Annotated in this window: 17 protein-coding genes and 1 pseudogene; 9 read left to right on the top strand and 9 right to left on the bottom strand. The window is 58.5% G+C overall.

Annotated elements, in window-relative coordinates:
• The first annotated feature begins 323 nt into the window (after window positions 1-323).
• The 3 genes from DOM32_RS14255 (at window position 324) to DOM32_RS14265 (ending at window position 4,659) form a co-directional block, all read left to right on the top strand.
• Window positions 324-1,718: a lytic murein transglycosylase gene (locus DOM32_RS14255; protein ID WP_244179936.1), complete on the top strand. Its 1,395-nt coding sequence runs from the start codon at window positions 324-326 to the stop codon at window positions 1,716-1,718.
• Window positions 1,719-1,933: 215 nt separating this feature from the next.
• Entirely contained in the window at window positions 1,934-4,189 is a 2,256-nt protein-coding gene (gene flhF, locus DOM32_RS14260) for a flagellar biosynthesis GTPase FlhF (RefSeq protein ID WP_110635540.1), read from the top strand.
• Window positions 4,186-4,659 carry a hypothetical protein gene (locus tag DOM32_RS14265; RefSeq protein WP_110635543.1) on the top strand — a complete coding sequence of 158 codons (474 nt, stop codon included), beginning with the start codon at window positions 4,186-4,188 and terminating at the stop codon, window positions 4,657-4,659. The genes flhF and DOM32_RS14265 overlap by 4 nt, the downstream gene beginning before the upstream one ends.
• 77 nt (window positions 4,660-4,736) lie before the next feature.
• On the opposite strand, the gene DOM32_RS14270 is transcribed toward DOM32_RS14265, so the two are convergent.
• Window positions 4,737-5,447, bottom strand: a complete 711-nt coding sequence (locus tag DOM32_RS14270) for a 16S rRNA (uracil(1498)-N(3))-methyltransferase (RefSeq protein ID WP_110635546.1) — start codon at window positions 5,445-5,447, stop codon at window positions 4,737-4,739.
• Window positions 5,448-5,662: 215 nt separating this feature from the next.
• Between DOM32_RS14270 and purD the strand changes: the two genes are divergently transcribed.
• The 4 genes from purD to coq7 all read left to right on the top strand — a co-directional run bounded on the left by purD (window position 5,663) and on the right by coq7 (window position 9,140).
• Window positions 5,663-6,958 (top strand): phosphoribosylamine--glycine ligase, encoded by a 1,296-nt coding sequence (gene purD, locus DOM32_RS14275; protein WP_110635549.1) that lies wholly within the window; start codon window positions 5,663-5,665, stop codon window positions 6,956-6,958.
• 212 nt (window positions 6,959-7,170) lie between these two features.
• Window positions 7,171-8,043, top strand: coding sequence for a phosphoribulokinase (locus tag DOM32_RS14280; protein WP_071231367.1), 873 nt, complete (start codon window positions 7,171-7,173; stop codon window positions 8,041-8,043).
• Between the two features lie 33 nt (window positions 8,044-8,076).
• On the top strand, window positions 8,077-8,421 hold the full coding sequence (locus tag DOM32_RS14285; protein ID WP_110635552.1) for a histidine triad nucleotide-binding protein: 345 nt from the start codon (window positions 8,077-8,079) through the stop codon (window positions 8,419-8,421).
• A gap of 77 nt (window positions 8,422-8,498) precedes the next feature.
• A complete protein-coding gene (coq7, locus tag DOM32_RS14290; RefSeq protein ID WP_110635555.1) occupies window positions 8,499-9,140 on the top strand; it encodes a 2-polyprenyl-3-methyl-6-methoxy-1,4-benzoquinone monooxygenase in 642 nt (213 codons plus the stop codon).
• Window positions 9,141-9,263: 123 nt separating this feature from the next.
• On the opposite strand, the gene DOM32_RS18285 is transcribed toward coq7, so the two are convergent.
• Together DOM32_RS18285 and DOM32_RS14295 are read right to left on the bottom strand one after the other, a co-directional pair.
• Window positions 9,264-9,395, bottom strand: a complete 132-nt coding sequence (locus tag DOM32_RS18285; protein ID WP_277354971.1) for a hypothetical protein — start codon at window positions 9,393-9,395, stop codon at window positions 9,264-9,266.
• A gap of 87 nt (window positions 9,396-9,482) precedes the next feature.
• Window positions 9,483-9,941 (bottom strand): hypothetical protein, encoded by a 459-nt coding sequence (locus DOM32_RS14295; RefSeq protein WP_071231370.1) that lies wholly within the window; start codon window positions 9,939-9,941, stop codon window positions 9,483-9,485.
• Window positions 9,942-10,329: 388 nt separating this feature from the next.
• On the opposite strand from DOM32_RS14295, the gene DOM32_RS14300 reads away from it, so the two are divergent.
• Window positions 10,330-11,097 (top strand): hypothetical protein, encoded by a 768-nt coding sequence (locus DOM32_RS14300; RefSeq protein ID WP_110635558.1) that lies wholly within the window; start codon window positions 10,330-10,332, stop codon window positions 11,095-11,097.
• A gap of 9 nt (window positions 11,098-11,106) precedes the next feature.
• Here DOM32_RS14300 and DOM32_RS14305 read toward each other — a convergent pair whose 3' ends face one another.
• Complete coding sequence (locus DOM32_RS14305) at window positions 11,107-11,619, bottom strand: opioid growth factor receptor-related protein (RefSeq protein WP_071231372.1); 513 nt, start codon at window positions 11,617-11,619, stop codon at window positions 11,107-11,109.
• A 190-nt stretch (window positions 11,620-11,809) separates the two neighbouring features.
• Here DOM32_RS14305 and DOM32_RS14310 point away from each other — a divergent pair, with 190 nt between their 5' ends.
• Window positions 11,810-12,457, top strand: coding sequence for a HEPN domain-containing protein (locus DOM32_RS14310; protein ID WP_110635561.1), 648 nt, complete (start codon window positions 11,810-11,812; stop codon window positions 12,455-12,457).
• Window positions 12,458-12,496: 39 nt separating this feature from the next.
• On the opposite strand, the gene DOM32_RS14315 is transcribed toward DOM32_RS14310, so the two are convergent.
• The 5 genes and pseudogenes from DOM32_RS14315 to DOM32_RS14335 all read right to left on the bottom strand — a co-directional run.
• Entirely contained in the window at window positions 12,497-12,931 is a 435-nt protein-coding gene (locus DOM32_RS14315; protein WP_110635564.1) for a DUF6985 domain-containing protein, read from the bottom strand.
• Window positions 12,932-13,597, bottom strand: a complete 666-nt coding sequence (locus DOM32_RS14320) for an HNH endonuclease (protein ID WP_157957082.1) — start codon at window positions 13,595-13,597, stop codon at window positions 12,932-12,934.
• A complete protein-coding gene (locus DOM32_RS14325; RefSeq protein WP_110635570.1) occupies window positions 13,597-16,851 on the bottom strand; it encodes an ATP-binding protein in 3,255 nt (1,084 codons plus the stop codon). Before DOM32_RS14325 ends, DOM32_RS14320 begins: the two co-directional genes overlap by 1 nt.
• A gap of 19 nt (window positions 16,852-16,870) precedes the next feature.
• Complete coding sequence (locus DOM32_RS14330) at window positions 16,871-17,719, bottom strand: hypothetical protein (RefSeq protein ID WP_208625385.1); 849 nt, start codon at window positions 17,717-17,719, stop codon at window positions 16,871-16,873.
• A gap of 2 nt (window positions 17,720-17,721) precedes the next feature.
• Window positions 17,722-18,718 (bottom strand): annotated as a pseudogene (locus tag DOM32_RS14335) (hypothetical protein); the annotation flags it as partial.

Below are 18,718 nucleotides of genomic sequence, written 5' to 3' on the forward strand. Positions count from 1 at the left end.
GATCATAATTTGCGATACGCGAAATTATTGAAAGTATTGATGATTTATGAGAATCGGGCGACAGCGTTGAACCGACTTTACCACGCCGATATGCCCCTAGCCATAGGGGGCGGTACCGGAGAAGGTCACCTGGGCAGAGTCGCCGGAGGGCGTCGAAAAGAGGGATTCGGGCCGTGAGCCTGGCGCTTCCTTCGGTGTATCCGGGTGTCGGGGCGATCACCGTTCGAGGTTTCCGGGGCGGCGGGATACGCTACACTGCGGGAGCAATTTGGTTGGCGTATCCACGCCGACATACAGGATATTCAGCATTAAGGATGTGCTTCGTGAAGCGTTCACTGCCGGTCAAGGCTCCTGCCACACTCTCGCTCTGTCTTTGTCTAGCGCTTCTGGGATGTCAGAGCGTTGCCGATACGAATACTGCGTCGAACGCCGCGAGCGCGAGCGGCGCCGTGGCCGGAGAGGCCTCGTCATCGTCGTCTTCCGCCACCCCGGAGTCGGCCTCCTCGGGCTCGGCTGATGCTGCGGACAACGCTGCCGAGCGTGCCGAGGCCACCGCTGATGCTGACGCGAACGCAAGCCCGGAGACGCCGAAGGATCCGGCGGCGTTCGACGCCTGGGTGGCCAATGTCCGGCAGCGGGCCGCCGCCGAAGGTATCGACCAGGCAACCCTGGCCGAGGCGTTCGACCCGGTCAGCTATCAGCCCCGCATCCTCGAGTACGACCGCTCCCAGCCCGAGTTCACCCGCCAGATCTGGAGCTATCTCGACAGTGCCGTCTCGGCGCAGCGTGTCTCCACCGGCCGCGAACGTCTTGCCGAACATCGCGCTACGGCGGATCAGGTGGCGCAGCAGTATGGCGTACCGGGGGAGGTGATCGTCGCCATCTGGGGAATCGAGAGCAATTACGGCAGCAACTTCGGCAACTTCGAGACCATCGACGCGCTGTCGACGCTGGGGTTCGATGGCCGCCGCCAGTCGTTCGCGCGCGGCGAGCTGATGGCCGCGCTCAAGATCCTGCAGAACGGCGATATCGACCGCGATCGCATGCGGGGTTCCTGGGCCGGGGCGATGGGTCATACCCAGTTCATCCCGAGCAGTTTCCTGGCCTACGCAGTGGATGAAGATGGCGACGGCCGTCGCGATATCTGGGGCAGCATTCCCGACGTGATGGCGTCGACCGCCAACTATCTCGAGGCTTCCGGATGGCAGCGGGGGCAGCCCTGGGGCGTCGAAGTCACATTGCCGGACGACTTCGACTATTCGCAGACCGAGCTGTCGGTACGCCACGACGCCCGGGCGTGGCAAACCCAGGGGGTAAAGCGTCTCGACGGCAGCCCGCTGCCGGACTTCGATCAGGCCTCGGTCATCGCGCCCGCCGGCGCCAAGGGGCCGGCGTTCCTGGTCGGCCACAACTTCCGCGTGATCATGCGCTACAACGCCTCCACCAGCTACGCGCTGGCGGTGGCGACGCTGTCGGATCGACTGGCCGGACGGCCAGGCATTCAGGGCGAGTGGCCGCGCGAAGAGCCGGCCTTGTCACGCGATCGCATTCGGCGCATGCAGCAGGGGCTCAATGACCACGGCTTCGATGTCGGCACGCCGGATGGCCTGGTCGGCCCCAATACCCGTGCCGGATTGCGCGACTACCAGCGCAGCATCGGTGTCATTCCGGACGGTTACCCCACGCAGTCGCTGATCCGGCGCCTGACCGAGAGCTGAACCGGCACGGAAGGCTGAGCCGGAAGCAAGCGCTGCTCCAAGTGCGGGTCCGGCAGGGCTCGCTGTCTGGCTGTCCGGTCAGCCCTCGAATTGGCGCCGGTTTGATGGCCATTCCAACCCATGCCCGCGATCTGCCGACTGGCAGACTGTGGGCGCGAAACTCCAGAGGCGGTCAGCGGTAGAGCGGCAGACTGCCTCGAATCATCGAGGAAGTCATGGGCGTCCAACGTTTTACTGCCAGCAATAGCCGCGAAGCCATGCGTCAGGTGAGGGCGGCGCTGGGGGATCAGGTACTGATCCTTTCCAACCGTTCCGTCGAGGGTGGCGTCGAGATCATCGCCATGCCCGAGCAGGAGCATGAGCAGACGCTCTCCAGCCTCGAGTCGCCGGCGGCGGAAGCTCCCGCTGCGGAAGCGCCGGCGCCGGCCCCCAATCCGACCCTGGAAACGCTGCAGGCGCTGAACCGCCAGCTGCTGGAGGACGTGCGCGCCATGCTTCGCGAGGGCACGGCTTCCTCGCAGAGCGACTCGGCATCGTTGACGGCCGCATTGCGCCAGCGCCTGATCCAGGCCGGTTTCAGCGCTTCGCTCGCCGACGAGGTCATTCAGGATCCGCCGGAAGAGCTGCGCGACGAACAACCGAAGTCCCCTGCCGCGAAGGCCTGGCTCGTGCGCCAGCTGCGCGCTCGCCTGTTGCTGCTGGATGACGAGGAAGCCCTGTTCGAGAGCGGCGGCGTGTTTGCCCTGGTTGGCCCCACCGGCGTCGGCAAGACCACCACCACCGCCAAGCTGGCCTCCCGCTACGTGATGCGCCACGGCCCGAAGGACGTCGCGCTGGTGACGACGGATAGCTACCGTATCGGCGCGGCCGAGCAACTGCGCATCTACGCCCGGCTGCTGGGCTCGGAAGTCCATGCGCTCGAGGAAAACGGCAACCTCGGCGACCTGCTCACGCGTCTGACCCAACCGCGCCGGGCGCTGCTGTCACGCAGCGGCGGCAAGAAGCTCACGGTTATCGACACGGTGGGCATGAGCCAGCGGGACCAGCGTCTGGTGGGCGAGATCGCGCGTCTGGGAGCCGGCCCGGCGCCGGCTCGACGGGTGCTGGTACTCAACGCGGCCAGTCACGGCGACACCCTGGCCCAGGTCATCGAGGCCTGGCAGCAGGCCTCGCAGGAGGCGGGAGAGCCGCTGTGGGGCTGTATTCTGACCAAGCTCGACGAAGCGGCGCGATTGGGGAACGTGCTGGACGTGGTCATTCGCCATCGGCTCAGGCTCTGCTACGTCTCCCGGGGCCAGCGCGTGCCGGAAGATCTCGAGCTCGTCGATGCCGACGCCCTGCTCGACGAGGCGCTGGCACTGGCCGGCGATTCGCCTTTCGTCAGCGAGGCGGCGGCCACGGTGCCTCCGCAGCAGGCGCGACAGCAGGCGCTTTCGCGCGGCGTTCTGCGCCAGCGCGATGCCCTGGTCACGACGCTCGATACCTTGAGACAGCACAACCTGGGCATGACGCTGCTCGAGCAGATCTGGCGCCGTGCCAAGCGCTCGACGCAAGCCGGGAGCGACGAGTTCGCCCGGCTCATGGCGGGCGCCACCCAGCAGAGCCTGCTGTCCGCGGCGGATGTGCCCCACGCGCTCTACTGGTCCAAGACCTCCAGCGTCAGTGGCGCCGAACAGGCAATGCCGCTGGTGTCGCTGGATCATCACGGCATGCCCCAACCGCTGACCTGGCCGCGACACCGGCTCCCCGCGGGCAGTGCCGAACAGTTTCGCTGGGCCGACGATCTCGGCGCGGGCTGGCATCTGCTGGCGCAACTGCCGGCCGTCGCCGACCTCGAACGTTTCGAGGCCGCCGGGCGCGGCTGGCTGGCGGCCGTGACCGGCGCGCGCCGGATTCGTCATGCCGGCGAATGGCTGCCGCTGTCCCGGGCGATGACGCTGGGCGAAGCCGTCGAGCCGCAACCCCTGCGCCACCAGGGGCGTGCCGCCACTCTTCACCTGACGCGGCTGGAAACGAGCGTCAGCCAGCGGCGCCAGGATGCCTACAGCCTGCCGGTGGTGGCGTGGTACGGCGAAATTCGCGACGCCGACGATGGCCGCAGGCTGGCCAGACGTTACTGGCTGAGCAGCAGCCAGGCGGGGCTCGATATCGCATCGCGCCTGCCCCCGGCGGTCATGGTCGAGACCCTGCCCGGGCTGACCCGGCAGGCCGATCAGGCAATGCAGGAGCGCGGACTGGTGAAAGATCGGGAGCAGCGCTGGCAGCTGGCCTCGACGCTGGCGGCGCTGGCGGTGCGCTTGAGTGCGGAAGATGCGGGCTGGGCGATGGACGTTCGCGCACGGCTTTCCGGTATCGCCCAGCGCCGTTGCGGTCGTCGGCCCAAAGCGCTGATGGAAGCGCTGATGGATACGCTGAGCGCCCATGACGCCCTGATGGGGTTCGACGCCAGTGATCGGGTGCAGGCGGCATGACCGATCAGGCGGCAGGGCTGCGCGCCTGGGCTGCTCCCGGTTCCGTGCCGCTGGGGGTGATCGGCGAACCGGACGACGAGGGGCTGATGCAGGCGCTGGCGCAACTACCAGCTCCTGCGGGCCGGCGCTGGCAGGTCACGCTGGAAGCTCAGGCCGCGTCGGCGACTGTGCGGGCCTGGGTGCTGTGGGTCGATGCCGCGCAGGTCGACGTGGCCGATCTCTACCGGCGGGTGAAGCGGACGCTGGCACCGGTTGCCTCGAGCGCTGGCCCTGCCGTGCCTCTGCTGCTGTGGGTGCAAGACGCCGGCAACAGCGGGGCCAGGCCCACCCTGGATGCCGCGACGGCGCAGCTGCTCACCAACCTGGGCACGACGCTGCGGCGCTTTCTGAATATCGAACTCATCCGCGACCTGGCTGACTGGCAGCGCCGCCTGCCCGAGGAGTTACCGAAGCCGGCCACGGATTTTTGACGCGTGCATGAATGTTCTGACGCGCGCGGGCGCTCTCGGCCCAGCCGTCACGCCGCGCCATCGGGCCGGCAGCCGGCTCAGAACAGTCGAGACAGCAGCGCCGTCACGGCCGTCTCGACGCGCAGGATGCGCTCTCCCAGATGGATCCCCTCGAAGCCCAGTTCGAGAAACTTCTCCACCTCGTAATCGACGAAACCGCCTTCCGGACCGATGGCCAGCAATGTGGCATCGCTGATGCCGCGCGGGCAGGCCTGAGCCAGCCCGGGGTGGGCCAGCAAACCGCGATGATCCGCGAGCATGGCTGGCAGTCGATCTTCCGCGAACGGCTTGAAACGGGTTTCGAACGCGATCTCCGGCAGCCGGGTATCACGGGCCTGCTCCAGCCCGAGCAGCAGGTGCTGGCGGATCTTTTCCGGCTTCAGCTCGGGAGATTGCCAATAGCTCTTCTCGACGCGGCGGGTATGCATCAGCGTCAAGCGTTTGACCCCCAGCGCCGAGACGTGCTCCAGCGTTCGCGCCAGCATGCGCGGCCTCGGCAGTGCCAGCAGCAGATGAACAGGCAGCGGCGCCGGCGGCTCGCGATCGAGCGTGACCCGGAACTGTGCTTCGGTATCGGTCAACGACAGCAGCTCGCCGCGGCCGATCAGGCCGTTTAGGGCGCCCACGGTCAGGCAGTCTCCCGGCGCGGCGCGGTGGACTTCGCGGAGATGGTGCAGGCGGCGCGGATCACGGAGACAGGCGTGAGTGTTGTTCGCCCAATCTTCGGGCTGGAGCAGAATCAGGTTCATGGAGATGGCGGTTCAGCGCATGGCAACAGGGAGTCGGGCAGGCGGCCATTCTGCCTGAACGGCGCACGCGAACATAGCACGCGAATATAGCCGCCCAGGGCCAGCGGGATGCCGAACACAGCGGCGAGCAGGACACCTTTCTGACATAATGCCCGTTCACTCTCTCACTCAGCCACTCACTCAGCCAATCAAGGCTCGACAGAAGAAGGTTAGCGATGAAGGTTCTGATCATTGGCGGGGGCGGGCGCGAACATGCGCTGGCATGGAAAGCGGCACAATCACCGCAGGTCGAGACGGTTTTCGTGGCACCGGGCAATGCCGGCACCGCGCGGGAGCCGGGGCTGACCAACGTTGCCATCGATGTCATGGACAGCGAAGCGCTGATCGTCTTCGCGCGTGACAACGCCGTCGATCTGACGATCGTCGGGCCGGAAGCGCCGCTCGTCGCCGGCGTCGTCGACGCGTTCCAGGCAGCGGGGCTGGCCATCTTCGGCCCGACCGAGGGCGCCGCGCAGCTCGAGGGCTCCAAGGCATTCACCAAGGACTTCCTGGCACGCCACGCGATTCCGTCCGCCGACTACCAGACGTTCAGCGAGGTCGAATCCGCGCTGGCCTACCTCGGGCGGAAGGGCGCTCCGATCGTGATCAAGGCCGACGGGCTGGCCGCGGGCAAGGGCGTGGTCGTGGCGATGGCCGAAGCCGAGGCCGAAGCGGCGATTCGTGACATGCTCGAGGACAACGCCTTCGGCGATGCCGGAGCGCGGGTCGTGATCGAGGATTTCCTCGAGGGCGAGGAGGCCAGCTTCATCGTCATGGTCGATGGCGAGCACGTGCTGCCGATGGCCACCAGCCAGGATCACAAGCGCGCCGGCGACGGCGATACCGGGCCCAACACCGGTGGCATGGGCGCTTACTCGCCGGCGCCGGTGGTCACCGATAGCGTTCATCGACGCATCATGGATGATGTGATCCTGCCCACGGTGCGGGGCATGGCCGCCGAAGGCCACCCCTATACCGGCTTCCTCTACGCCGGGCTGATGATCGATGCCGACGGCGCCCCTAGAGTGATCGAGTACAACTGTCGTTTCGGCGATCCGGAAACCCAGCCGATCCTGATGCGGCTGAAGAGCGATCTGGTGGCGCTGTGCCAGGCCGCGCTGGAACGGCGTCTCGATCAGGTCGAGTGCGAATGGGATTCCCGTGCCGCCGTGGGCGTGGTGCTGGCGGCGAAAGGCTATCCCGGCAGCTATCGCAAGGGTGACGAGGTCACCGGGCTCGACGCGGCGGACGCGGCCGGCTGCAAGGTGTTCCACGCCGGTACCCGCATGAGCGACGATGGTCGCGTCGTCACCAGCGGCGGGCGCGTGCTATGTGTGACCGCTCTCGGCAACACGGTCGGCGCGGCGACGTCGCAGGCCTATGCCGGGCTCGAGATGGTCCGCTGGGACGGCGCCGAATATCGTCGCGACATCGCCCATCGCGCCATTGCCCGAGAACGTCAGTCGTCCTGAACGATCGGGCGTCATAGAGACAAGGAAACCCGCCATGCAGCGTGCGATGCGCCAACGACCGGCCAATCGCCGGCTCGATCTGTCGAGCTATTGCGGGGCCACGTCGAATGGCCGCGGCAGCGCGCTGATCTGGCGAGAGCGGATCTGGCGAAAGCGGGTTTGGCGAAAGCGGGTTTGGCGAAAGCGAGTTTGGCGAAACAGAGAGGCATCGCATGTCGCGTGAATTTCCGATCATCGCGGTAACCGGCTCGTCGGGAGCCGGTACCACCACGGTCAAGCGAACGTTCGAGCGCATGTTCGCCCGCGAGGACGTGCACGCCGCGTTCATCGACGGCGATGCCTTCCATCGCTACTCGCGGGCGGAGCTGGCGCAGATTCTGCAGACCGAGCCGGAGCGCAAGGCCGAGCTTTCTCACTTCTCGGTCAACGCCAACCTGCTCGACCGGCTCGACGCGCTGTTTCAGGAGTACGGCGAGAGCGGCAAAGGGACCTACCGCCACTACATTCATGCCGAAGACAAGCGCATGATCGAGGCGGGCTGGCAGGTCGGCACCTTCACCGACTGGCAGCCAATCCCCAGCGGCACCGACCTGATGCTCTACGAGGGGCTTCATGGTGGCCTGGTGACCCACGAGGTCGACATCGCCCGCCACGTCGACATGCTGATCGGCGTGGCGCCGACGATCAATCTCGAATGGCTGCAGAAGATCGATCGCGATACCAAGCTGCGGGGCTACTCCCAGGAGGCGGTCATCGACACGATTCTGGGCCGCATGCACGACTACGTGCGCTATATCCAGCCCCAGCTCTCCCGTACGCACATCAACTTCCAGCGCGTGCCGACGGTCGATACCTCCAACCCGTTCGAGCTTCAGGACGTACCCAACGATGGCGAATCCTTCGTGGTCATCCGCTTCCGCGACCCGGCGGCCGTCGACTTCCCCTATCTGGTCACCATGATTCATGATGCCTTCATGAGTCGCCCCAACACGCTGGTCGTGCCCGGCGCGCGACTGTCGCTGGCGATGGATCTGATCCTCGCGCCGCAGGTACGACAGCTGCTGGCCCAGCGACGCTTTCGCTGAGGCCGGGACATCATTTCGATATCAGGAGTTCTCATGGAGCCGACACTTTTCAGCAAGATCATCGATCGCGAGATACCGGCAGACATTGTCTACGAAGACGACGAGGTACTGGCCTTCAACGACATCGACCCCAAGGCACCCACGCACATTCTGATCATCCCCAAGAAGCCGATCGCCACCCTCAACGACATCGAGGAAGAAGACCTGGCGCTGATCGGTCGGCTGCAGTACACCGCCGCCAAGCTGGCCAGGCAGCTCGGATTCGCCGAGGACGGCTACCGCGTGGTGATGAACTGCAACGAAGCGGGCGGGCAGTCGGTCTATCATATCCACATGCATCTGCTGGGCGGGCGCCGGATGCAGTGGCCGCCGGGCTGAGGGCAACGGCGCAACGCGCGCCGGCCCACTCGACAGTGACCGACCTTGTTCAGTTGCCAGACCGCCAGGAGACTCCGATGACACGCCAGATTTCCCGTGCCGACAATCTGATCCATCAGTTCGATACCGTGCTGCGCACGCTGGTACCCAAGGCGGCCCAGCCGAGTCGCCCATCCCCGGCCAACGTGCAACCCGAAAGCTTTCTCGACGAGGAGCAGCGTCGACAGGTCGCGGGGTTGATGCGCATCAACCATACCGGCGAGGTCTGCGCGCAGGCGCTCTATCAGGGCCAGGGCCTGACGGCGAAATTGACCGAGACCCGCGAGCGCATGGAAGAAGCCGCCGCGGAGGAGATCGATCACCTGGCATGGTGCGACCAGCGCTTGCAGGAACTCGACAGCCGCACCAGCTATCTCAACCCCGCGTTCTACGCCGCCTCCTTCGGGCTGGGCGCGCTGGCCGGCGCGATCGGCGACCGTGTCAGTCTCGGCTTCGTCGCCGCCACCGAGGAGCAGGTGGGTCGCCATCTCGAGTCGCATCTGCGCAAGCTGCCGATCGACGACAAGCGCTCGCGGGCGGTACTGGAGCAGATGTCTATCGACGAAGCGCAGCACGAACGCTGGGCGCTGGAATCCGGCGGCAGCCGCTTCCCGCTACCGGTGAAGTGGGGCATGCGGCTGGTGTCGAAGGTCATGACGAAAAGCGTTTATCGGATCTGAACCGGGCTTCGCCCGAAGCTGTAAGCCATAAGCTTGAAGCCGCAAGAAAGGCCAAAAGCAAAAACCAAATCGTTTGATTTGATAAGTGGACGTGGTTTGAGCTTGGCTTCCAGCTTGCACTGGTCACATTTCCGCTTCGGATGTGTCGCCACGAGTCGTTCTCTCGCGCTTGAGTTCGCTGTATTCACGGTAATGTTCATAGGCCGCCTTGGCGACCACGGCCAGCCCGATAGCGGCGAGAATGTTCTTGAGCATAGGTTTTTCCTTGGTTAGGTCGACAAGCGTATGCACTGTCATTGGCAAACTGGTTCGAAACGTGCCGGTCAGACGTTGGAAACACCGCTACCAGGCGGAACGACAGCTATTTTCGGGACTGTCCAGGGGCTTGAGAACGGCAGCAATATTCTTGGTTGGCAAAGTGACCTTGCTGCCTTCAGCGGAAATCTGTAACCGATTGGCCTTGCGCAGCACTTCCCAGAAAGCGGGGAAATTGGCACCGCAAACGTGGCAGTCGGTATAGAAAGGGTTGGTGTAGGTCTCGCCATCGACGATTACATCGAACCCCTCATCCTCCGAACTATATGACTTGCCATGAATGGTGGCGTAGGCACTGACATAGCCGTCTTCCGCGTAGTCTGGGCAGGAAACGTTCAACTCGTTGCCATTGCCGTCATCCACCAGGTGCTCACTCACGCCCATACCCCAGCCGGAGGTCCACTCGTAGGTGCCGGCGGTGGCTGAGCGGCCTGCCGCAATCATGGCGCAGAACAACAGGAACGAAAGGCACAAACGTTTATTCATGGTGATCTCCAGCGTCTTCGGGGTTTTAGGCAACCATCAACCGATACGGCCTAACCATGATGGGATGAAGAAAGCCACTCGATGCCAAGCTGCCATCTTTCCCTCAGCGTTGCCGGCCTGGAGTCCAATTGATCATGCTCGCACTGCGGACACTGGCGGAACCAGCTCCGGCCCGGCACGAGAACATCACTGGAAGGCAGGGTGATTTTCTCCCACTCGCAGGCAGGGCAAGAGAAATGGATTGGCTTGGCAGGGATAGGCATGATTTTCCGTTCTGGTTGCCGATTCGATAGCCACTATGCCAGCGCAGGGCGACAAGCTGTGTCGCTTGAATCGATCCATTCAGATCGTCGGTGGTAGTGTTTAAAGCCTATATGGAGAGTGATAAGTGAAAGTCACCCAATATGAATCCAAGACGCTGTATTACAGCAACCCGGATAGGGAGCGAGGGGCACGCGTTACACGTGACATGATGGTGAGGTTATGCAGTGCCTTGGGAGACGTTTTCAATGAAGAAGATACACGGGAGTTTATTGGAAATACACGGATTCCCAATGAACGTGAATTATACGGATTGTTGGTCAAGGCACTAATCAGAGAGTTCGAATCGGAAGTTGGTCATGTGGCGACTGAAGTTCAGGTAGCCAGGGAATCAGAAGGCGAGAATGGCAAGGGGCGAGTAGATATCATTTTCGATTATCGAAGCACGAGCTTTCTTGTCGAACTGAAAGTCATCAGGGCTTCAGCCAATGCCCGCTTTATGGAACAGGAAGGTTCTCCAACGCAGCGCTTGGTCCGTCCATGGAGGAAGGCCGTTAAGCAGCTACGAGAGCTTGATACGACCAGTTTGGGAAAGGCGCTGAAAAAGAAAGTAGTTAAACTCCCTATGGCTATTTACCTGCATATTGATAGTAAAAAATTGCAAGACGAGATCCCTAAATGGCAGGATCTCTCTGTTACAACCCATCATAATATCGTGAATCATCTTGAAGCCTCTGCCTACAGCAATGAGACTGAGACCTGTTACTTTAGTTATTATCAGTCATTGGGAAGGCCGGTCATGACTTCGAAGCGACGAGATAGTCTGGTCGAGGGCATACCAAGCGTAGGGTTCTATGGCTTTACCATCATTGCCGGTATGCCGGGAGAAAAGTGATAGTGCTACCTATGCTTCATGCGCTCTTGCCCAGTATTGAATAGATGTATCCGAAACGATGCCCTGTTCCGTACCGATCTTGATTACGGCTGACTGAAGGGCCTGGGCCAAGGATGGCTGATGGCAGAGGTGCAGGCTGCGGATGATCCGCGAGATACGCAGATGGTTGTGGCCGCCCCGTTTCAGCCAGATATGCTTGCGCATGTTGAGTTCGGGCAGCGCCTCAATGATGAGCTCCCGGCGAGTCAGCCCGAAGAACGCCAGCATCACATCTAACGAGCTGTGCTGGTTGGCCCGAAGTACTTCGTCAGCAGCGAAGGCGGCCCGCTCCCTCTCTCCCAGCAGCGGCGCGAAGCCATTGAAACGCCCCGCCTCTGGAATCGGAAACAGCCACTGAATATAGTCATGGGTATGTTCCAGCCAAAAGGGTGACATTGCCCAGATAACTTCGATGTAGCGTCCCTTATGGTCTGGAGATTCTCCTCGATAGAAGTTGACCAAAGGTGAATTGGCCTGGCTCATTCGGCTTCCTCGTTACCTGCTTGAATGTCAGAGTGGGAGATTTTACGCGCTATTTGCCGGTTCAATAGCCACTATGCCAGCACAGGGCGGCAAGCTGTGTCGCGCGAATCGCTCCATTCAAAGCCTCGAAAAGCCGCCTTGTCGCCTATTGTTTGATATCGTTGTGTGACTCTCCGTGAAGGAACGTCACATGCAATACGCGACCCTGAAACAGCGCCACCGCCAGGAACGAGATAGCCAGCCCGTGAATCTCAGCCTGCGATTGCATCGTGCATTGAGCTGGCTCAACCGCGCCGAACAGTTCGAGGATGACGACGGACGTTTCATTTTCTTGTGGATCGCCTTCAATGCCGCCTATGCCACGGAAATCGACGAGCGCTACCGTCTTTCCGAACAGGCGACATTCAGGGAGTTCTTGAAAAAGCTCTGCGATCTCGACACCAGCCAATGCCTTTCCAATCTAGTCTGGCAGACATTCCCAGGCGCCATTCGGGTGCTGCTGGATAATCCTTATGTTTTCCAGAGTTTCTGGGATTTCCATAGTGGCAAGATAGACGAGGCCGAATGGCAGAAACGCTTCACGGAGGGCAAGCGGCGTGCCCACCAAGCGCTTGCCAACGGCAATACCCCTGAACTGCTCGGCGTCGTCTTCAACCGTATCTACACCTTGCGCAACCAACTGATTCATGGAGGTGCCACCTGGAATGGCGCCGTCAATCGTGATCAGCTACGCGATTGCGTCAAACTCATGAGCCAGCTTGTTCCACTGGTGATTACAGTAATGATGGATAACCCGCATGCCCTATGGGGCGATGCGTGCTATCCGGTGGTGGAGTGAGTCAGTGACAATGTAAAGTAGTCATGGCGACTGGCTACTTTATAAAAATTCATCCTGAGAGCCGACTTTAAATGTTCCCTTTTCCTTGTATATGGCTATTCCATGCTCAATATCGATATCTGCATCAAACAGGACTCCCCAGTCACCATTCTCCATGAATAAGACATTGCGTGGTGTGAGTGCGTCGAAGATTTCTTCTTTGGTATAGGTTTTGTTGTAATTGGTTTTTATATGTTCGACAACATTAGGGATTGATGTTTTAATAACATCTTCGATTATTTTTTGATATTCGGAGAAGGCTGCTCGTTGCTGGTCAGAAATGCCTTCTCCGCTATAGGCATGAGCTGTAATTTGAACATCCAGGCCAGCGTTCTTCCACCAGTGGGTTCTTTGTTTCCTATACCAAGAGTGCTTGTACGCCATTTTTCCAAATATAGGATCATCAAGAGTAATGGTGTTGGCATCTTTAGTCATTTATGCAATCCCCTTCTTTGCTTCTGAAATGCCGCCAGAGTGTGGAATGTTTCCATGAACTATTGAGGGTACAAGATCCATGGTTTTCTGGTCGCTGCGTTCATGCCAGCTTAAGCTGTTCTCTTTACGATAGGCTTTTACGTCCGCTGGAGTCCAGACCTTGCCATTTTCATCTTTCTCCGTCCACTGCTTGGCACAGGCCTCGTCAGCCTGAGTGAAGTTGGCATTCCTGTCAGGTGTAAAGTCATCTATCTCTACGGTCGCTTCACTAACTGACTCAAAATCTGGTTCTCCCTCTTCAAAAGGAATGGCACCAAAACCAAGCTTATCCATGATCTGCTGCCATGTCATTCCTTCTGGATTGTGTTTTTTGGGAATGATGTCGCCATCAGGCATCCAGTCAGAGTTTCCTCTTTCCCCGCTCCATTTGCCTCCCGTTTCTGGTAAATATCTTCCTTCTGCGGAAAAATATTGGGTTGTCACTTCCGTATAAGAAGGCGAGAGGACTATTTTTTCATCCAGGTCTGACGTATCGACATTCCCCTCAGAAGAGAAAAAGGTTATGGGTTTGTTCAAATCCTCTAAGCTGGGTAGTTCACCAGCCTCCATGGAAGAGGGAGAGGTAAATGGTGTTTCTTTAGGCAAAAATGATGTGCTGAATTCCATCAGAAGCCCCTGTGTTCGATATGGTTGCGCCATTCAGCATACATTTTTCTACACTTATGGTTCTGTTGAACCGTGTCGTTTAGAAGACATTGTTGAATTGAGAGGCGTAGCTCAGTTGGTATGTCACCAACAAGTGTGCTTACCATGCTGTCGAGTTTATCAGCAAGCCGGCCTGGAGGAAGTGGGTGCTTGGTGATCTGGCTTATCAGGTTATGACATTCCAGCAGGTGTACCACTTTTCGGGCAGCTAGAGAGAAGCTCTCGAGTGTTTCTTTTGTGCTCTTCGTATTGTTTTTATACTCGTCTAACTCTGTTCTTAGCTGTTTCCCTACGTGATGGTCCAATGCTGGGTCAGCCAGTCCTTGCTCTATGATAGGAAGGTTGATATCACTCTGGATACGTTCTCTGAGGATGAGCTTCAATGCTTCCTTATTAAAACGCTTACGGTTGAATTGTGTTGCTTCTTGCGGTTTACGATAAAGCGCTTCATCTCCAGAAAACTTGTTGACTTGGCAGAGCACCGGCTCCAACCAGTCATTCTGATAGACAACGGCAACGCCCTTGGGCAGTTTGGCGATCTCGTCGAGCTGTTCGTCACGCAAGGCTACGGATTTGCCTATCAAGCGCCGGTCAGCCTCTTCGGGCAGGCGCAGGATGATTTTTGTATTGGTATTACGAATGGCGGCGATATCAACGGCGTTAGGTGATTGGTCGACAATAATGAAACCTTCGCCATAAGTGCGCATCTCGGCAATGGCATTGGTCAGCATTTCAACAGCCTTGGCGGCAACGCCTGCCCCTTCGCTACCACTGTCCGGGCTGTGGCGAAGTATGTTGTGGGCCTCCTCCAGTACCGTTACATGGCGCAACGGTTGGTTCATGCCTCCCTGCGTCATGCGATATTCACTCAAGCGCATGACCAAAAGCCCCATGATGAGCGCCTTGGTTTCGGAAGAACCGACACGGCTGAGATCGACAATGACGCGACTGTCGAACATCGCTTCGTCGCCAACCTCGTCATTAGTGAAAATCTGCCCGTTCATCCCGTTGGTGAGAGACTTGACACGTGTGGAAAGCGAGCCAATGTAGTTGCCCTTGAGTTCTTGTGAATAAGCCGAATCCTCGATGACTCGTTCCAACGTATGAAGCAGATCGATAAAGGTGGGGAAAACGTCGTGACCATGACGGTTGGTGGAGTCATCAAGGTTCCAACCGCAATCTCGATAGGCTGTTAGCACCGCATCTTTGAGCACTACGGGCATGGCCGCATACATGGGCCAGCAGATATTGAAGATCTCGACCAAACGATCGATGTGCTCCAGCACATGGATGCCGGAAGGGAAGCGGAACGGGTTGATCTTGAGCAGTTCGGTATAGTGTGGGTTGGTACCGAACACGCGAACGCCAGGTACATGACCGAAGACATTCTTGTACTCGCCCTTGGCCGGTTCGATGACCAGGAAAGGGATATCGGCCGCGCTGATCTGCCCCAGCATGCCGTAGAGCGTATTGCTTTTGCCTGAGCCGGTAGAGCCACTGACGAAAACATGGCTGCTCAGGTGGTCGAGGTTCAGCGAGATGTTCTGGGGCAGGTTTTCCCACAGATGGCGCAGTTTCCCCAAGGTCAGGCTTCTCTCCGCATCGGTATCGTCTGGCGTGTCGTCCAGGCGCTGAACCTTGCGACCAAAGGTTTCTGTCGTTACCACTGAAACCGTTGAAGTAGAGCTGCGCGGCAAGCTCAGTTGAATCGCCAGCTCCTTGCCTGATACCAACGTGGCGGGCGTCAGGTAGGTGATAGGAATCTGTTTCGAGAAGTTCGTCTTGAGCTGGGGATGACGGAAGGTTGCCAGCCAGTCGATGATGTTTTTCTTGTCCTTTGAGTTCCAGGTACTCAAGGCGAAATCTTCATGGCTAGATTTGCTGCCCCGAATCAACCCCAAAAAAATACTGGCCAACGATTCAGAAGACGCCTGGCTATCGCCAATGAAGTAGGCTGCGGAGTTCCATCCACCGTAGGTCTTGGCTTCGTCGATACGCTCCAGATGGTGGTCGATTCTACGCAGTAGCTGCTCGATACTCTTATCGGTGGCCTCAATCGAAACCTGCTTGCTCGACCCGAATGTCTTGTTTAGCGAACGACTATCGGTAACGCCCGTGGTCTGAGTGGACGAGGTGGTTTGGGAGGTGGCGGTGCTTTGGTTGGTACTATGGCTCTCGTTCGTGCCATAGGCCGTCGAATGGTTCGTCCCCGTGGTTTTTTGTTCGTTGAGCAACCCCGCCACTGTATTTCCCAGTTGGGTGCCAATCATGACGCCGAGAGGTCCACCAGCCGCTCCCAGACTGGCTCCTGCCGCGGGCAATATCGCCGCAGCTCCCTTTGAGAGCGCCGTTTGCGAGCTTAAAGACACGGAACTGCCAGTCGTTTCCGTTGTGGATGTTCCCTTAGTCTCCGTCGTGCCCTTGGTCTCGGTCAGCCCCAGGCTTGTGCCCAACGATTCGCTCAGGCTCTTGCTGATGTTCAGGCCGACGCTATCGCTTTCCTGTTCGCCGAACGACAACTGCTGCTTTAGCAGTGGGGAAAGCTGCGTCGCCACCTGCTCATAACCTGCGCGAATCAGATCGAGATTTTGCGAGGAAATCGGTTCGGCCAGGATAAGCGCTTGATAGGCGCGGCCTTCGGCGGCATCAATGAAACGCTCCAGTCCCTGCATGAAGTGTTCGCGGTTATCGGTGGAAAGCGCGGGAACGCCTGTCACGGATGTGACGCAGGCGGAAGGGTTATCCCGCTGCTCCTGCACCGCATCGAGCAACTGATTGGTCTCTTTCAAAGGCAGAGGGCGCAAAGCACTACCTGGGAAATGCCCCTTGAAGGTTTCGCGCAACAATTCGCCTGAATTAAGGCCCAGCATTTTGCCCGGCTCGCCACGAGTACCGAGGTAAAGCTCGGTTTGCTGGCCATCGGAATTCAGCAGCATGAAAACCGTATATCCGGCGGCTCCCAGTGCGGTATAGGCCGCCGTCGTGCTCTCCAGTACGGACTGCTTGTTGGCCTGAACGATGCGTTCGATATGGAAGAGCCGCATATCGGCGGCGCGGCTGAACGGCGCCTCGGACGTCTCCGTCGCTTGCACCGGGTACTGCCCAAGTTCCGCCAGGTAGCTACGGTTGATCAGGGTTTGGGAAGCTGCCAGGGAAAGGGCAGCATTTTCCTGAAGCTCTCGAACGGCCAGTGGTTTTGAAGGGGTATCGCTCATCGGTTCTGTCCACCTAAATTCATTTCATCAGGGCAATCAGGAGTATCGCCAGGGCGGCGACGGCACCCCCCACCATCAGCGCGGTCTTGAATACCGGATTGTGCTCAGGCCGGGAGGGTGAGTCACCACCGGGGGGAGACTGGCTGCTCTGTGGTTGACTGGTGCGTGGCTTTGGAGGCAAGGGGACGAAGCCTTCCACGTTCTGTTGGCGTAGTCGTTCGCGTACATCAATGACATGTAGAAAGCGCTTTTCGGAGAAATTATGCTCCAGGTAAACCACTTGCTTGTTGTAATAGTCGCTTGACCATTGGCTTTTATCAGTATCTATTTTTCGGGCAAAAGCCTTTTGTGTATAGACTTTAAATAACTCGGGAACTTTCTTCTTGGTCCAGTCTATTGCGTTCCTTAAATCAGCGCTAGTTTGACTGTTATCGTGCAACTCCATCATCAGTGCAGCTCGGATGGTGTTTAGCTCTCCTTCCTTGACAAATTTCTGCAGGTTGTCGGATGGGATATAGTGTGAAGCCATGCCATCAGCGCTTTCTGTTCGAGAATCGTATACCTCAGTTTTGGGTACAAAGCCTTTTACCTTCTGTGCACGTAGGTGTGCTCGAACGTCTAGCAAGTGCTCTATCCGCTCGCGAGAGAAGTTCTGCCTAGCCAGAGTCCGATGCCGGCTAAAGTATTCGGCACTCCAGTTCAGAGGATCTGGGTCTACGCCATTTTCGCCGCTCCCTGGTTGGTATAGCGCAGGTACTTTCTTCTCTAGCTCGACTAGCATCTCCCGCAGCAGTTCAGGTGTCACCCGAGAATCTTGGAGTGAATCAAGGTAGGATTTTCTGGCCTTTTCTAGCTCTAGCGAATCCATTGTTATTCCTCGCCCTCAGTCGATATGGACAAGGTCTTGTCAAGCCGGGTTCTAAAATCTACAAGCCAAGCATGTTGCTCTTTAGCCGCCATGAAGGCACGTTCGCGCGCTTCACGATCATTTGTTTTCCTCTGTAAATCCTTCAATAATTCATCAAACTTATGAGAAAACTTACGAGTCATGAATGCCGTGAATTGTTCGATAAGACGGTTGTTGCTTTCTTCAATATGTTCGCTAGCTTTCTCAATAAGGTCATTAAATGACCCGTTAACTCGGGTGGCCCGTTCTGTCCATGCCTCGTTTAGATCGACATACTCCCCGAAACTACGTAACTCTGTTTTTCCCCAGCTAAAGGGGTTGTACCATTTGCTGACACTTACCCTTCTACGGTCTTCCTTTACATCCTTCTGCTCTAGTGATAGGTTGAGTGAGATGTTTGAAGCAGATTGTTTAACTCCCTCTAATATCGGAAGATTTAAGCTTTCAACACCTTCGAATAAATCGGAAATATAACGTTGATACTCATTGTGTAGGTCGTTACGAATGGCTTCTTGGGTTGTAACAAAAAGCTTTTCGTACTCGTTAATTAGCTTGTCATGCTCGAACTTTAGGTTTTTTTCCGCCTCTTGAAGCTTTTCTTTGGCAACATGCGGCTTTGCTTTATCATCGGAAAATTCTTTTTTCAAGCCCTGAAGAAGCGGAATAAAGCTTCCCTGTAATTCAACGAGCTTATCTACTGTCTGCTGAGGCAGTGCTCGCCCCTCCCGCTCCAGCTTGTCTTTGTAGGCCGCTGTATCGAAGCCCTTTTCCTGGCGTTGCCGTAGTGCCTGAATCTCTTCGTTGAGCTGTTCGAGTTGTCGCTTGCTTTGACCAATCTGCTCGATCAGTTCGGCTTCGTTCAGGCCGACTTCGATGGTGCGGGTCAAGGCGTCATAGGCGCGCTTGAGGCGGTGTGGCATGTTGTACTTGTCGATGTACTCGTCAATCATCGCCTCGACG

It is taken from the genome of Salinicola salarius, assembly GCF_003206135.1.
GTDB lineage: Bacteria > Pseudomonadota > Gammaproteobacteria > Pseudomonadales > Halomonadaceae > Salinicola > Salinicola salarius.